Annotated in this window: 8 protein-coding genes and 1 tRNA gene; 7 read left to right on the forward strand and 2 right to left on the reverse strand. The window is 72.2% G+C overall.

Annotated features, from left to right (window positions below):
• Window positions 1–77: 77 nt before the first annotated feature.
• The 3 genes from DFP74_RS14965 to tmk all read left to right on the forward strand — a co-directional run bounded on the left by DFP74_RS14965 (window position 78) and on the right by tmk (window position 7,445).
• Window positions 78–1,634, forward strand: a complete 1,557-nt coding sequence (locus DFP74_RS14965) for a hypothetical protein (protein WP_121182262.1) — start codon at window positions 78–80, stop codon at window positions 1,632–1,634.
• Window positions 1,635–2,262: 628 nt separating this feature from the next.
• Window positions 2,263–5,097 carry a type I DNA topoisomerase gene (gene topA / locus DFP74_RS14970; RefSeq protein WP_121182263.1) on the forward strand — a complete coding sequence of 945 codons (2,835 nt, stop codon included), beginning with the start codon at window positions 2,263–2,265 and terminating at the stop codon, window positions 5,095–5,097.
• A 239-nt stretch (window positions 5,098–5,336) separates the two neighbouring features.
• Window positions 5,337–7,445 carry a dTMP kinase gene (tmk, locus tag DFP74_RS14975; protein WP_121182264.1) on the forward strand — a complete coding sequence of 703 codons (2,109 nt, stop codon included), beginning with the start codon at window positions 5,337–5,339 and terminating at the stop codon, window positions 7,443–7,445.
• A 65-nt stretch (window positions 7,446–7,510) separates the two neighbouring features.
• On the opposite strand, the gene DFP74_RS14980 is transcribed toward tmk, so the two are convergent.
• Window positions 7,511–8,266, reverse strand: coding sequence for a hypothetical protein (locus DFP74_RS14980; RefSeq protein WP_121182265.1), 756 nt, complete (start codon window positions 8,264–8,266; stop codon window positions 7,511–7,513).
• A 219-nt stretch (window positions 8,267–8,485) separates the two neighbouring features.
• A complete protein-coding gene (locus DFP74_RS14985; RefSeq protein WP_121182266.1) occupies window positions 8,486–9,127 on the reverse strand; it encodes a dihydrofolate reductase family protein in 642 nt (213 codons plus the stop codon).
• A gap of 169 nt (window positions 9,128–9,296) precedes the next feature.
• Between DFP74_RS14985 and DFP74_RS14990 the strand changes: the two genes are divergently transcribed.
• The 4 genes from DFP74_RS14990 (at window position 9,297) to DFP74_RS15005 (ending at window position 15,778) form a co-directional block, all read left to right on the forward strand.
• Complete coding sequence (locus DFP74_RS14990) at window positions 9,297–10,469, forward strand: DNA polymerase III subunit delta' (RefSeq protein WP_121188269.1); 1,173 nt, start codon at window positions 9,297–9,299, stop codon at window positions 10,467–10,469.
• A 92-nt stretch (window positions 10,470–10,561) separates the two neighbouring features.
• Window positions 10,562–12,100: an alpha/beta hydrolase gene (locus tag DFP74_RS14995; protein ID WP_233570989.1), complete on the forward strand. Its 1,539-nt coding sequence runs from the start codon at window positions 10,562–10,564 to the stop codon at window positions 12,098–12,100.
• An 83-nt stretch (window positions 12,101–12,183) separates the two neighbouring features.
• Window positions 12,184–12,259, forward strand: a tRNA-Thr gene (locus DFP74_RS15000).
• Between the two features lie 195 nt (window positions 12,260–12,454).
• A complete protein-coding gene (locus tag DFP74_RS15005) occupies window positions 12,455–15,778 on the forward strand; it encodes an AAA family ATPase (RefSeq protein ID WP_121182268.1) in 3,324 nt (1,107 codons plus the stop codon).
• The last annotated feature ends 14 nt before the right edge of the window (window positions 15,779–15,792 follow it).

Genomic DNA, 15,792 nt, shown 5'->3' on the forward strand with positions numbered 1-15,792 from the left:
TCCAGGGGCGTGGAACGGCTTGTGGCCCCACGCACAGCAGCTTCTGATCTACTCGTTCTCTCGAAAGGACTTCCCACATGGGTAAGTGGGCTAGGACCTCAGCCAAGTCCATGCTTCTGGCAGCGGGCTTCGTCGCGCTGGGCAGCGGTGTGGCCTTCGCCGACGGTGACATCGCCACCTCCGGCAACGGTTCCATCCTGGGCGGCAACCAGCTCGTCGCCGACGCCGACGTGCCGATCAACGTCTGCGGCAACGCCGTCTCCGCCCTGCTCGGTGTGTCCGGCGCCCAGTGCACCGGCTCCGACGCGGCCGTGGTCGACCGCGGCGGCGACGTCCACACGTCGGGCAACGGCTCGATCCTGGGCGGCAACCAGCTCGTCGGCCACGCCGACGTGCCGATCAACGTCACCGGCAACGCCGTGGGCGTGCTCGGTGGCGTGGCGGGCGCCGCCTCCACCGACGCCGACTCCGTCGTCGTGCACGACGCCGCGCACAGCGGCCACCACGGCCACCACGGCCACCACGACGACCCGGACATCGCGACCTCGGGCAACGGCTCGATCCTGGGCGGCAACCAGCTCGTCGCCGACGCCGACGTGCCGATCAACATCACCGGCAACGCGATCGCCGCCGTGGGCGGCGTGGCCGGCGCGGCCGCGACCGACTCCGACGCGATCGTCGCGGAGCACCACGGCCACCGCGGCCACCACGGCCACCACGACGACCCGGACATCGCGACCTCGGGCAACGGCTCGATCCTGGGCGGCAACCAGGCCGTCATCGACGCCGACGTGCCGGTCAACGTGGCGGGCAACGCGATCGGCGCCGTGGGCGGCGTGGCCGGCGCGGCCGCGACCGACTCCGACGCGATCGTCGCGGAGCACCACGGCCACCACCACGGCCACCACCACGGTGACCACCACGGCCACCACGACGGCTACCGGGACCACCAGTCCGGTGCGACCGACCTGACCCCGACCGACCTGGTCGGCGAGGTCGTCAACGGTGTCCAGCCGCTGCCCGACACCTCCGGTGTCGACATGGGCGTGGCCCGCCAGTCGGCTCCCGCCGAGCGTCAGCACCAGTCCTGGGGCGACCCGGACATCGCGACCTCCGGCAACGGCTCGATCCTGGGCGGCAACCAGGCCGTCGCCGACCTGGACGTGCCGGTCAACGTGACCGGCAACGCGGTCGGCGCCGTGGGCGGGGTGGCCGGCGCGGCCACCACCGACTCCGACGCGATCGTGGCGCACGACGACAACGACGTCGCCACCTCCGGCAACGGCTCCCTGGCAGGCGGCAACCAGCTCGTCGCCGACGCGGACGTGCCGGTCAACGTCGCGGGCAACGCCGTCGGCGCGGTCGCCGGCATGGCGGGCGCCTCCTCGACCGACAGTGACGCGGTCGTGCACCACAGCGCGCCCGTCGAGCACCAGTCCGGCGCTCTGGACGCGGCTCCCGTCGTGAACGAGCTGCCCGAGGTGCCCGTCTCCGAGATGCTGCCCGTCGACTACACCCTGAGCGAGACCACCGCCCAGGCCGTCGAGGAGCACGCTCCGGAGTACGCCGACGAGCTGCCCGAGGCACCCAACCCCGTGGACGAGGTCCTCGGCCTGACGGGCGTCGGCCTGTAGGGGTCCAGATCAGGGGCACGGCCACGGACGGCCGGGACCGACGGGAAAAGGCGTCCCGTTCCGTTTGGAACGCGGTGGACTGCGGGTCGCCGAGCACCTGGAGGTCATGGTCGCGGATCCGTGCACGGGCCCCGCAACGGCACTTCGGTGCCGCGGTCACGGGTGAGGTGAGTCGCCTTCGCGCTTCCGTTCCGTTTGGAACGCGGTGGACTGCGGAAGCGTGGGGGTGACGACCACCAGCTCAGGACGAGAGTCGAGTCCTCCCGGGAATATCCGGGAGGACTCGCCGCATTCTGGGAGGCATGGGGCACCCGGTCAGGCAAGTGTGACGCAACTCACTATGACGAGGTGTTCCAGGTGCTCGTCGGAGCCCTCGACCCATGGGGGGAGACTGTTGCCACGGACGCACACGTGCGATACGGGGCGGTAGCGGTTCGCCGAGCGCCTATTCTGCGGATGCCGGTGGGAACGAGCCCCGGCCGACCGAGAGGGAGCACCTCCCGTACACGGAGCGGCCACGCGGGCCCATCGACGGGGGAGTGCCTGGAATTCGGTTACTGTCGGTTCCCACGGGAACCGACAGACCGCGGCCGAAGAGATCACGTAAGGCTAGACGTAGGGGAAAAGCGTGCCACCCACGAAGGGCAGCGCCGGCAAGAACGGCTCGAAGGACAGCGGACGCCAAGGGGCGGGCACCGCTCTCGTCATCGTCGAGTCGCCCGCCAAGGCGAAGACCATCGCCGGATACCTGGGCCGCGGCTACGTCGTGGAGTCCAGCATCGGCCACATCCGCGACATGCCCGCCAAGGCCGCCGAGATCCCCGCCAAGTACAAGGGACAGCCCTGGGCGCGGCTCGGCGTGGACGTCGACGGGAACTTCGAGCCCCTCTACGTCGTCAACCCGGACAAGAAGTCGCACGTCAAGAAGCTCAAGGAGCTCATGGCGGACGCCGACGAACTCCTCCTCGCCACAGATGAGGACCGCGAGGGCGAGGCGATCGCCTGGCACCTGCTCGAAGAGCTCAAGCCCAAGATCCCCGTCAAGCGCATGGTGTTCAACGAGATTACCAAGGACGCCATCCAGCGCGCCGCGCACAACACACGCGACCTCAACACCCGCCTGGTCAGCGCGCAGGAGACCCGCCGCATCCTGGACCGCCTCTACGGCTACGAGGTCTCCCCGGTGCTGTGGAAGAAGGTCATGCCGAAGCTGTCGGCGGGCCGCGTGCAGTCCGTGGCCACCCGCCTGGTGGTCGAGCGCGAACGCGAGCGGATGGCCTTCACCTCCGCCGAGTACTGGGACCTCAAGGCCGTCTTCGACGCCACCGAGGCCGGTGTGCCCGAGGGCCCGGCGACCTTCCCCGCCACCCTGGTCTCCGTGGACGGCTCGCGCATCGCCGTGGGCCGCGACTTCACGCCCCAGGGCGCGCTGCGCTCGGACCGCGACGTCCGCCAGCTGGACGAGGCCGCCGCACGCGGACTGGCCGAGCGACTGGCCGGCGCCGGTTTCGCGGTGCGCTCCGTCGAGCGCAAGCCCTACCGCCGCTCGCCCTACGCGCCGTTCCGCACCACGACCCTGCAGCAGGAGGCCTCGCGCAAGCTGGGCCTGTCCGCGAAGCAGGCCATGCAGGTCGCCCAGCGCCTGTACGAGAACGGCTACATCACCTACATGCGTACCGACAGCACCACGCTGTCGGAGAGCGCGGTCAAGGCCGCGCGCAACCAGGTCCGGCGCCTGTACGGCGGCGACTACCTCCCCGACAAGCCCCGCGTGTACGCCAGCAAGGTCAAGAACGCGCAGGAGGCGCACGAGGCGATCCGCCCGGCGGGCGAGGAGTTCCGCACTCCCGCCGAGACCAAGCTGTCCGGCCCCGAGTTCCGGCTCTACGAGCTCATCTGGAAGCGCACCGTCGCCTCCCAGATGAAGGACGCCGTCGGCGAGTCCGTCACGGTGCGCATCGAGGGCACGTCCACGGGCGGCGAGGTCGCCGAGTTCAGCGCGACCGGCAAGATCATCACCTTTCACGGCTTCCTCAAGGCCTACGTGGAGGGCTCCGACGACCCCGCGGCCGACCTGGACGACCGCGAGCGGCGGCTGCCCCCGATGTCCGAGGGCGACCCGCTCAAGGCGCAGGCACTGGAGGCCGAGGGGCACAGCACCCGGCCGCCCGCGCGCTACACCGAGGCGAGCCTGGTCAAGGAGCTGGAGGAGCGGGAGATCGGCCGCCCCTCCACCTACGCCGCCATCATCGGCACCATCCAGGACCGCGGCTACGTGTTCAAGAAGGGCACGGCGCTCGTGCCGTCCTTCCTGGCCTTCGCCGTCGTGCAGCTGCTGGAGCGCCACTTCGGCAACCTGGTGGACTACGCGTTCACCGCCCGCCTGGAGGACGTGCTCGACGACATCGCCCGCGGCGAGGCCGAGAGCCTGCCCTGGCTGCGCCGGTTCTACTTCGGCGGCGAGGACGCGCAGGGCGGTCACGAGACCGGTCTGAAGGAACTGGTCGGCGACCACCTCTCGGAGATCGACCCCAAGGAGGTCAGCTCCCTGCCGCTGCCGGGGACCGACATCGTGCTGCGGGTCGGGCGCTACGGCCCCTACCTGGACCGCGACGGCGTCCGCGTCAACGTGCCGGAGGACCTGGCCCCGGACGAGCTGACCGAGGCCAAGGCCGAGGAGCTGTTCGCGCAGCCCAGCGGCGACCGCGAGCTCGGTGTCGACCCCGAGACGGGGCGCGCGATCGTGGCCAAGTCCGGGCGGTTCGGCCCCTACGTCACCGAGGTCATCGAGGACCCGGCCGAGGCGGAGGGCGAGGCCAAGCCCAAGCGGGCCAAGGCCAAGGAGAAGCCGCGCACGAGCTCCCTGCTCAAGTCGATGTCCCTGGACACCGTGACCCTGGAGGACGCGCTGCGGCTGCTGTCCCTGCCCAGGGTCGTGGGCCAACTGGACGGCGAGGACGTCACGGCGCAGAACGGCCGGTACGGCCCGTACCTGAAGAAGGGCACGGACAGCCGCTCCCTGGAGACCGAGGAGCAGATGTTCACGGTCACCCTGGAGGAGGCGCAGGCGATCTTCGCCCAGCCCAAGCAGCGCGGCCGCCGCGCGGCGGCCCCGCCCCTGCGCGAGCTGGGGCAGGACCCGGTGTCCGGCGCCAAGATGGTGATCAAGGACGGCCGCTTCGGCCCCTACGTCACCGACGGAGAGGTCAACGCGTCGCTGCGCAAGGGTGACGAGGTCGAGTCGATCACCGACGAGCGGGCGGCCGAGCTGCTGGCCGAGCGGCGGGCCAAGGCCCCGGCGAAGAAGGCGCCCGCCAAGAAGCCCGCGGCGAAGAAGACCACGGCCGCGAAGAAGACCACGACCACCACCGCGAAGAAGACGACGACGCGCAAGTCCACCGCCGCGGCCAAGACCGGCGTGCCGCGGACGAGCGCGGAGAAGTCACAGGACGCGCAGGAGTAGGGGCCGGCCGTCGGCCGCTCCGGCCTCCGCCCCCGCTTCGGCGCGGGGCGGAGGCATCCCGCACGGTGGGCCCCGCGGGATCTGTTCCGAGGGGGACTTCCGTACTACTGTGTGTGTGAGAGCTGGGGGCGTCGATACGTGTGTGGCCCCCGATCGCTCCTCTGATCACTCCTCTCGAATCCCGCGGTGGGCCGTGAGCCCGTCCATCCCTATCCCCCACATCGATAATCTTGAGCGCTATGAGCAGATCTGCACCTTTGGGAGCGCCGGACGAGGCGCGCAACGTCCTCGCGATCACACCCTTCAAAAGGCTGTGGATCTCGCTTACCCTCTCCAGCCTTGGTGACTGGCTGAGCCTGCTGGCCCTGATGTCCCTGGCGGCGATCTTCACCGCCGACGGTCCCACCCTCGTCCAGTACCTGGCCGTGGGCGGCGTCGTGGTGATCAAGCTCGCCCCGTCGATCGTGCTGAGCCCGCTCGTGGCGGCGCTCGCCGACCGCCTCGACCGCCGGTGGACGATGGTCGCCGGTGACGTGCTGCGCGCCCTGCTGTACGTCTCCATCCCCCTCGTCGGCCTGTTCTTCCCCGGCTTCGCGCTGGAGTGGCTGCTCATCGCGGCCTTCCTCGCCGAGGTCGTCGAACTCTTCTGGACCCCGGCCAAGGACGCCGCCGTTCCGACCCTGGTGCCGCGCCGACTGCAGGGGGAGGCCGAACGGCTGTGCCTGCTGGTCGGCTACGCCACCGCCCCCCTCGCCGCGCTGCTCTTCGCCGCGCTGGCCTCGGTCGGCAACCTGCTCGGCGCGCTGGTGCCCTCCCTGGCCAGCCCCGAGGCGGACGTCGCGCTCTACCTCAACGGCGTGATGTTCCTCGTCGCCGCGATCGTGGTCGCGGGACTGCCGATTCCCAAGCACAAGCCCGCCAAGGCCGGCGAGGTCGGCACCCGGGACGCCGACATCCTGCGGTCGGTCTGGACCGGTCGGCGCGCCGTCGGCGCCACGCGGCTCGGACGCGGCCTGGTGCTGGGCATGCTCGGCGCCCTGGCCGCCGGCGGCACCGTCATCGGTGTCGCCCGCCTGCACGTCGAGGGCCTGGGCGCGGGCAACGCCGGCTTCGGCGTGGTCTTCGCCGCCGTGTTCGCAGGGATGGCCCTGGGGATGTTCGCCGGCCCCCGCGTTCTGAAGAAGTTCAGCCGCCGGCGCCTGTTCGGCGTGAGCGCGGCCGTGGCCGGACTCGCCCTGCTCTTCACCGGCGCCGTCGCCGACATGGTGCTCACCGCGGTCCTCACCACCCTGCTGGGCGTGGGCGCGGGTATCGCCTGGGGCCTGGGCGCGGTCCTGCTCGGCGAGGCGGTCGAGGACGAGGACCGCGGCCGCGCGACGGCGTTCCTGCACGGCTGCGCGCGCGTCGTCCTGGTGGTCTCCGCCGCGGTCGCCGCGTTGGCGGCCGGGTTCATCGGCGACTACTCCGTGCCCGTCGGGCCCCTCACCTACGACCTGCGCGGCAGCGGGGTCGTCCTGATGGCGGCCGGTCTGCTCGCCGTCGTCGTGGCGTGGATCGGCTACCGCCAGGTGAACCGCGACGACCCCGAGGCCGGCCCGGGCCTGGTGCCCGAGCTGGTCGCCGCGCTGCGCGGTGTGGACCTCACCGAGGACGAGGAGGAGGGCGAGCCCGGGTACTCCGGCGCGTTCATCGTCCTGGAGGGCGGAGAGGGCGCGGGCAAGTCCACCCAGGTCCGCGAGCTCACCGTGTGGCTGCGCGAGCAGGGCTTCGATGTCGTCGGCACCCGTCAGCCGGGGGCGACCAAGCTCGGCATGCGCCTGCGCGGACTCCTGCTGGACCGGGAGAACTCGCACATCACCCCGCGCGCCGAGGTGCTGCTGTACGCGGCCGACAAGGCCGACCACGTCGAGCAGGAGATCCTGCCCGCGCTCCGGCGCGGTGCCGTGGTCATCAGCGACCGCTACGTCGACTCGCTCCTGGCCTACCAGGGCGCGGGGCGCGACCTCGCCGCCGACGAGATCCGCGGGATCAGCGACTGGGCCACCCAGAGCCTCGTCCCGGACCTGACGGTCCTGTTGGACGTGAGCCCCGAGTCCGGGCTGTCCCGGCTCGGCGGACCGGCCGACCGCATGGAGGGCGAGTCGCTGGAGTTCCACCAGCGCGTGCGCAAGAGCTTTCTGGCGCTCGCCAAGCAGGACCCCGACCGCTACCTGGTCGTGGACGCGGCCGAACCGCAGGAGCGGATCTCCAAGGAGATCCGGCGCCGGGTGCGGTCCCTGCTGCCCGACCCGGTTCCCAGCGGCTCGGAGGCCGTGACGGGGATGATCCCCGTCATCAAGAGCGACTGAGCAGGCGAGAAGGCACGATGCCCCCGGCGGACTCCGCCGGGGGCATCGTGCCGTGCAGGGCCGCCTCACACGTCCAGCGACCACGATCCGTCCCCGGTGACCGCCAGGATCAGCGTGCCCGCCGCCAGGGTGGACGCGCCGCTGTAGGAACCGATCTCGTTGACGATCAGGTCGCGGGTGGAGTCGTCGTAGCCCCAGATGGCGAAGTTGCTCTGGCCGTGGTGGGACATCTCCAGGGTGGTGAGGCCCTCGGGCTCCCACACCAGCCGCACCACCTCGTCGCCCGAGCCTTCGAAGGGCTCGTCGGCGGACTCCCAGGGAGTGGCCGCGGTCAGCGGCTCCAGGGAGACCTCCCACGGGCCGTCGGCGTTGATCTCCAGGGCGGCGAGTTCCTCACCCATCATCGCGTTGTACAGGACGGTGCCCTCGTAGTGGCCGATCTCGTTCACGAGCAGCTCGCCCTGTCCGCCCTGGGAGTCGAGTGCCCAGACCGAGAAGTTGGAGGACCCGGTGTGGGTGAAGGTCGCGATGCGGGGGTCCTCGTGGACCTCGACGTCCTGGACGGCGTCTCCGCTGCCGCTGTACTGGAGCGGGTCGGGCTCCTCCGGTTCCGGCTCCTCTTCCGGTTCCGGCTCCTCCGAGAGGACCTCCTCTGCCTCCTCGGGCTCCTCCTCGTCGGTCGGGCTCGCGGCGGAGACCGACGGCCGTTCCGTGGCCGTGTCACCTGACAGTGCCGACAGGCACGCGCCGAGGAGGAAGAGGATGACCAGCAGGGCGAGGCAGCCGCCGCACCCGGTGGCGATCTTCGCGCCGGTCGACATGCCCCGGTTCGGGGGCGGGCCCTGTGGCGGCATGCCCGGAGGCGGAGGGCCCTGCGGGGGCATGCCCGGAGGCGGCTGGTTGTAGGGGGGCTGCGGGGGATGCTGGTCGGCCATGCGCTGCTTCCGGCGTCGAGTGCGAACCGCCTTCAGCGGAGCGGGCGCCGGGGGACGGGGGATCGGGCCACAGTACCGAAGCAGGCGCCCGGCGGCGGCCACCGCTCACGGCAGGACGCGATAGCGCAGGTGGGTGACCCCGGGAGCGGACACCACGCGCTCCTGCTCGAACCCGGGACCGGTGAAGCCGTCGAGCAGTCGCGCCCCCGAGCCCAGGAGCACCGGGACCAGGGCCAGGTCCAGCCGGTGCACCAGCCCGGCGGCCAGGCAGCTCCGGATGGTGGCGGCGCCCCCCGCGACCAGGACGTCCTGGTCGCCGGCCGCGCGGCGGGCGCGCTCCACGGCCGCGGCGGGTCCCTCCGTCACGAAGTGGAACGTCGTGCCGCCCGCCATCTCCAGAGGCTCCCTCGGGTAATGGGTCACGACGAAGACCGGGGCGTGGAAGGGCGGCTCCTCGCCCCACCAGCCCGTCCACGGGGCCTCCTCGTCCCACGCTCCGGGACCGCCACCGAACATGTTCCGGCCCATCACCACGGCGCCGACCTCGGACTGGACCTCGGTGACCACGGGTGTGGAGGCGTTCACCTCGCCGCCCTCCATCCCGTGCAGCGCGCGCCAGGCCGCCAGTTCGACCACCCACGCGTGCAGGCTCTCGCCACCCGCCCCCAGCGGCTGCTCGGCGTTCTGGTCCGGTCCGGCCGCGTAGCCGTCCAGGGAGATGGAGATGTGGGCCCTCGTCATGCTCATGCGTGCTCCTCGGTGCCTCGTGGATACCGGCACTGTACGCCGCGCGCAGGTCAGGACACGGTGAACACACGGCGCAGGGCCCATGGGCCCGGCGGAACGCCCGTTCCCGTCGGCGCGGGCTCCTATCCTGGGGACAGACATCCGCGCGGGGCCAGGAGAAGGAGTGGGCGTGACGGTCTTCGACGACCTCATCGGCCAGCGGGCCGCGGTCGGCCGGCTCGAACGGGCCGTGGCCGGGGCGGGCGACCTCGTCGCCGGCGGGCCGGGCAAGGGCATGACGCACGCCTGGCTGTTCACCGGGCCGCCCGGGTCGGGGCGCTCCGAGGCCGCCCGCGCCTTCGCGGCCGCCCTGCAGTGCCCCGACGGCGGGTGCGGCCACTGCGCCTCCTGCCACCAGGTGCTCACCGGGACCCACCCCGACATCCTGTACGTCCGGCCCAGCGGTCTGAGCTACGGCGTGGCCGCCACCCGCGAACTGGTGCTCAAGGCCAGTTCCAAGCCGTCCGGCGGGCGCTTCCGGATCGTCCTGTTCGAGGACGCCGAGCGGGCCACCGAGGCCGCCTCCAACGCACTGCTCAAGGCCGTGGAGGAGCCCTCGCCGCGCACGGTGTGGCTGCTGTGCACCCCCACACCCGACGACCTGCTCATCACCATCCGCTCCCGCTGCCGCATGGTGACCCTGGCCACGCCCCCCACCGCCGAACTCGTCTCCGCCCTCGTCCAGCGGGACGGCGTGGACCCCGACACCGCCCGGTCGGCCGCGCGCGCCGCCGCCGGCCGCATCGACCGCGCCCGGCAGCTCGCCACCGATCCCGAGGCGCGCCGCCGCCGCGAGGAGGTGCTCTCGATCCCGGCGCGGCTGGACGGCACGGGCGCGTGCGTGATCGCCGCGTCCCGGCTCTACGAGATCGCGGAGGAGGACTCCAAGACCCTCACGGCCTCGCTCGACGAGCAGGAGAGGGGCGAGATGCGGGCGGCCTTCGGCGAGGGCTCCACCGGCAAGGGCGTCGCCAAGGCGATCCGCGGCTCGGCGGGCGCCATGAAGGACCTGGAGGAGCGGCAGAAGCGCCGTGCCACGCGCATCAAGCGCGACTCCTACGACCGCGCCCTGCTCGACCTGGCGGCCTTCTACCGCGACGTCCTCGCCCTGCAACTCAGCGCCCAGGTGGAGCTGTCCACGGCCGAGCGCTCCGGCGACCTGGAGCGCGTGGCCCGTTCCAGCACACCCGAGTCCACGCTCCGCCGGATCGACGCCATCATGGAGTGCCGGACGCGCATCGGCGCCAACGTGCACCCCCAGATCGCCATGGAGGCGATGACCTCCGCGCTGCTGGCGGGCTGACGAGCACGGGCGGGCGCGCGGGCTCCAGGGGGCGCGCGGCACCGGCACGGACACGCCGACCACCGTCGGCGGCGACGAGAGGGCGGACAGGCGTGACGACGAGGGTACGTGGACCGGTGGCGGTCGGGATCGCGGGAGCCGTGCTGCTGGCCGCCGGCTGTTCGCCCGGCGGGGGCACGGCCGACGGGCCCGCGCCGGCGGAGGAGTCGGGGCCCCTCGCGGAGTTCACCACCCAGGAGCTCGACTGGGGCGCCTGTGAGGAGGGCGGCGCGGAGGCCGAGTGCGCCGTCTACGAGGTGCCCATGGACTACGAGGACCTGGACGGCGAGCGGATCGAGATCGCGGTCAAGCGGCTTCCCGCCGCGGGGAACGACCCCATCGGCTCCCTGCTCATCAACCCGGGCGGGCCCGGGGGCTCGGGCTACGACTACGTGGACCACGCCGCCTACGGAGTCAGCGAGGACGTGCGGGAACGCTTCGACGTGGTCGGCTTCGACCCGCGCGGTGTGGGCCGCAGCTCGCCGCTGACCTGCCTGGACGCCGACGAGATCGACGACTTCCTCGGTGTGGAGGTCAACGGCGGCGACGGGGAGGCCGCCGACCCGGCGGAGATCGTCGAGAGCAGCCAGGAGTTCGTCGAGGCCTGCGAGGCCAACGCCCCCGATCTCATGCTCCACATGGGCACCGCCGACGTCGCCCGCGACATGGACGTGCTGCGCGCCCTGGTCGGGGACGAGCAGCTGACCTTCCTGGGCGCGTCCTACGGCACCCACATCGGCGCCCAGTACGCCGACCAGTTCCCCGAGCGCGTGCGCGCCCTGGTCCTGGACGGGGCGGTCGACCCCGGCCAGGAGCAGCTGGACATGAGCGTGGAGCAGGCCACCGGCTTCGAGACCGCGCTGCACGCCTTCGTGGCGGACTGCGTGACGCGCCCCGACTGCCCGCTGGGCGGCCCCGGGACCAGCGTCGACGAGGGCATGGCCGCGCTCGACGACTTCCTGGAGGGGGCGGCGTCCCGACCGCTGGCCAACTCCGCCGACGACCGCGAGGTCAACCGGGCCCGCGCCGAACTGGGCGTGCTCGCCGCGCTGTACACGGAGAGCTGGTGGCCGCGGGTACGCGAGGCGCTCACCGACGCGATGGAGGACGGTGACGGCACCGGCCTCGTCCAGCTGGGGGACGACCTCTACGGGCGCACCGACACCGAGGAGTACGAGAACTCCACGGCCGCGCTGATCGCGGTGAACTGCTCGGACTCCGCCAGCCCGCGCGACGTCCAGGCGTACGCGGAGGCCGCTGAGGAGGCCGGCGAGGAGTCGCCGACCTTCGGGCCGATGCTGGCCTGGGGCGCCCTGCCGTGCGCGTACTGGCCGGAGGAGGCCGTGGCCGAGGGCGGCGAGCTCACCGCGGCCGGCGCCGACCCGATCATGGTGGTGGGCACCACCCGTGACTCCGCGACCCCCTACGCGTGGGCCGAGGCGCTCGCCGAGCAGCTGGAGCCCGGCTTCCTGGTCACCCGGGACGGCGACGGCCACACGGGCTACCGGATGGGCGACACGTGCGTGGACGCGGTGGTCGACGCCTACCTCATCGACCTCGCGGTACCGGAGGACGGCATGGCGTGCGTCTGACGTCACGCCGAGGGCATGGACGCGGCACTCTGGTGGAGGCGCTAGACTGGTGACCGCTTCGCAGCGTTCGCGCGCGGCGCGGTGCCGCCTTAGCTCAGTCGGCAGAGCGATTCACTCGTAATGAATAGGTCATCGGTTCGATTCCGATAGGCGGCTCCACCCACTCGGGCCCGTCCGGTTCTCCGGACGGGCCCGAGTCGTGTCCGGAGCCAGGGCGACCGGCCCCGTCGGCGTGTGCCGGTCCGGAACCGGCCAGGGCGCGGCCTTTCTGGGCGGCGCGCGGCCGGTACGGTACTTCTCGCACACCCACCACTGAGCCCGTCCCTCCGGGCCGGACCCCCTGGGAGCCGATGGATGTACACGGTCCGTATTTCGCAGACCGACCCCTATGCCTTCTCGACTCTGGGCGCGGCGGTGCGCGACGAGAGGTTCACGGGCCATGACCTGTACCTCCAGGTGGATCCGGGCCACTACATGGAGCCCCAGGTCATCGGGGTGTCCCGACACCTGGTCGTGGTGCCGTCATCGGGTCCCGGCACGGTCACCGTCGCCGCCGGCGACACCAACGTGTTCAACGTGCACGAGGGGCGCCTGGAGCTGCACGGGATCCACGTGCGCAACTCCTCCACGCGGTACCCGCCCGTGTACGTGCAGCCCGAGGCCGCCTTCAAGGCGGCGGACTGCGCCTTCATCTCGTCGACGTGGGTACGCCTGGTCAAGGCGACGGCGGAGATCGCCAACTGCCGCTTCGAGGGCGGCGGGCTCCGCCTGGAGCGGTCCGAGGGCGTCGTGAGCCGGGTGCACTTCGACCGTGCCCCCCTGAGCATCTCCGAGCCCTGCGCCCCGCAGGTGAGCGAGGTCGACTTCGTCGGCGGCAACGGCAAGAACCACGCGCTGCTCATCGAGCAGGCCTCCCCGACGATCAGCCACGCCAGGTTCACCGACTGCGGTGGCGAGCGCCTGTGCGCGGTGGGGGTCGAGGACACCGCCAGGCCGACCTTCACCGATGTGGAGATCACCGGAACCGAGGGCTGGCCGGTCCGGGTGATGGGCCGGTCCAAGGCGAGCTTCACCCGGCTGCGCGTCCGGCAGGGGCGGACGGGCAACTCCTCCGTGCACTTCTGGGACGAGGCCGAGGGCACGCTGACCGACTGCGAGATCACCGGCGCGCCCTACCGCGCGCTGGAGGTCCAGACCGGGTCGCTCAAGGTCAAGGGCCTGAGGGTGCGGGAGTCCGTCGCGGGCCTGATCGCCACGGACGCCGCCGTGGTGGCCGAGGACGTGGCCATGAGCGACATCGACAAGAACGCCGTCTGGGTGACGGAGGGCAGCCTCAGGGCCACCGGCCTGGTCATGGCGGACAGCTCCCCGAAGAACACGGAGAGCCTCGCCGCGATCGCGGTCTCCCGGGCGCGGATCGACCTCACCGGGGTGAAGGTGACCGGGTGGTCGGGGCCCGGCGTGCTCTCCAGAGGGGCCCGGGGCACCATCGCCGACCTGGTCTGCGACCGCTCCGACACCGGCGTCTGGGCGGAGGAGGACAGCACGCTGACGCTGCGGGGCTACACGTCCGAGGACTGCGACAACGCCGTGATGGTGCACTCCGGTTCCGAGGTGGAGGTCTCCGGCGCCCGCCTGGCCGACGGCTCGGGGGACGGCGTCCAGGTCGTGGGCGCCCGCGTGGTCGTGCGCTCCTCGGAGGTGAGCGGGAACCAGAGTTCGGGGGTCGGTATCGGCGACGGCGGTGTGGCCGTCCTGGAGGACACCACGATCCGGGACGGCGCGGCGAGCGCGGTGTTCGTCCTCGGTGAGGGCCGGGTCCGGATGCGGGGCTGCACGCTCACCGGGAACGCCGGCAAGGGTGTGAAGGCCATGGACGGGGCGGCCGTGGAGACCGAGGACTGCGTGTTCAGGGAGAACGCCGAAGGCAACGGCGTTCAGGCCAAGGCGCGCACGGACGGCCAGGGCGGGCAGGGCGGGCAGGACGCGCCGGTGGGGGAGCCCGCGCCGCTGGACGGGCTGCTGGCCGAACTGGACGCGATGGTCGGGCTGGAGGGGGTCAAGAAGGAGGTCCGGTCCATCGTCAACCTCCAGCAGGTCAGCGCCAAGCGCGCGGCGGCCGGCCTGCCCGAGCTCAACATGAGCCGCCACCTGGTCTTCTCCGGTCCGCCCGGGACCGGCAAGACCACGGTCGCGCGCCTGTACGGGGAGATCCTGCGCTCCCTGGGGGTGCTGGAGAACGGCCAGTTCGTGGAGGCGGCGCGCCAGGACCTGGTGGCCGAGCACCTGGGCGGGACCAGCGCCAAGGTGGCCGAGGTGGTCGAGCGGGCCCGGGGCGGCGTGCTCTTCGTCGACGAGGCCTACGCGCTGTCGCGCAAGTTCGGCAGCGGCAGCGACTTCGGCCAGGAGGCCATCGACACCCTCATCAAGCTCATGGAGGACCTGCGTGAGGAGGTCGTCATCATCTTCGCGGGCTACTCCAGCGAGATGCGCGGCTTCCTCGACGCCAACCCGGGGCTGCGGTCGCGCGTGGCCCGCACGATCGACTTCGAGAACTACGCGCCCGAGCAGCTGACCACGATCTTCGCGAGCGTGGCCGACAAACAGGGCTACTCGCTCGGAGAGGGCGTCCGGGAACTGGTGACCGCGCACTTCCAGGCGCAAAAGCGCGACGAGACCTTCGGCAACGGGCGCGAGGCGCGCCGCCTGTTCGAGGAGATCGTGCAGGCCCAGGCCACGCGGATCGTCGACGAGGGCGTCGGCGGGGCCGCGGAGCTGGCCCTGATCCTGCCCGAGGACCTGTCCACGATCGTGGACGCCGGCCTGGCGTCCCGCCTGTCCGGCCCCCGGGACGCGGACCAGGCCGAGGCGCTGATGGCGCGCCTGCAGGGCATGGTCGGCCTGGCGGAGGTCAAGCGCGAGGTCGCCGACCTCACGAACCTGATCTCGGCCGGCCGGCGCCGTCAGGCGGCGGGGCTGGAGGCCCCGCTGCCCTCACGGCACCTGGTGTTCGCGGGCGCCCCCGGCACGGGCAAGACCACGGTCGCCCGGGTCTACGGCGAACTGCTGGCCGCCCTGGGCGTGCTCGCCCAGGGGCAGGTGGTGGAGGCCGCCCGGGCCGACCTCGTGGGCCAGTACGTCGGGCACACCGCCCAGCGGACCCGTGAGGTGTTCGAGAAGGCCCGTGGCGGGGTCCTGTTCATCGACGAGGCCTACGCCCTGGCGCGTCCGGGCGGCACCGGGCACGACTTCGGCCAGGAGGCGATCGACACGCTCCTGAAGCTGATGGAGGACCACCGCGACGAGGTCGTGGTGATCGTGGCGGGCTACACGGACGAGATGCGCTCGTTCATGGCCACCAACCCCGGTCTGGACTCGCGGTTCTCGCGGACCGTCGAGTTCGCCCCGTACTCCCGTGAGGAACTCGCGCACATCTTCGTGGCGATGGCCGAGGGCGCCGACTTCCTGGTCCCGGAGGAGAGCCGCGCCGCCCTGGTGGAGCTGCTCGGAGAGCACGCGGAGCTGTTCGCCGCCGGCAACGGGCGCGAGGTCCGCAAGCTCTTCGAGTCGAGCGTCACCCGCCAGTCCCGGCGGATCGAGGCGGCGGCCCTGGAGGGGCGCGATCCGAGCGTCGTCGAACTCCAGACCCTGCGCCCCGAAGATGTCGTTTTGGGGTGACACGCCCGGGGCGT

Origin of the sequence: Nocardiopsis sp. Huas11 (assembly GCF_003634495.1) — a bacterium.
Classification (GTDB): Bacteria; Actinomycetota; Actinomycetes; order Streptosporangiales; family Streptosporangiaceae; genus Nocardiopsis.

Excerpts from the sequence above, each read along its gene's own strand:
- DFP74_RS14965 (WP_121182262.1), top strand. The coding sequence starts at position 78 with ATGGGTAAGTGGGCTAGGACCTCAGCCAAGTCCATGCTTCTGGCAGCG.
- tmk (WP_121182264.1), top strand. The coding sequence starts at position 5,337 with ATGAGCAGATCTGCACCTTTGGGAGCGCCGGACGAGGCGCGCAACGTC.
- DFP74_RS14980 (WP_121182265.1), bottom strand. The coding sequence starts at position 8,266 with ATGTCGACCGGCGCGAAGATCGCCACCGGGTGCGGCGGCTGCCTCGCC.
- DFP74_RS14985 (WP_121182266.1), bottom strand. The coding sequence starts at position 9,127 with ATGAGCATGACGAGGGCCCACATCTCCATCTCCCTGGACGGCTACGCG.
- DFP74_RS15005 (WP_121182268.1), top strand. The coding sequence starts at position 12,455 with ATGTACACGGTCCGTATTTCGCAGACCGACCCCTATGCCTTCTCGACT.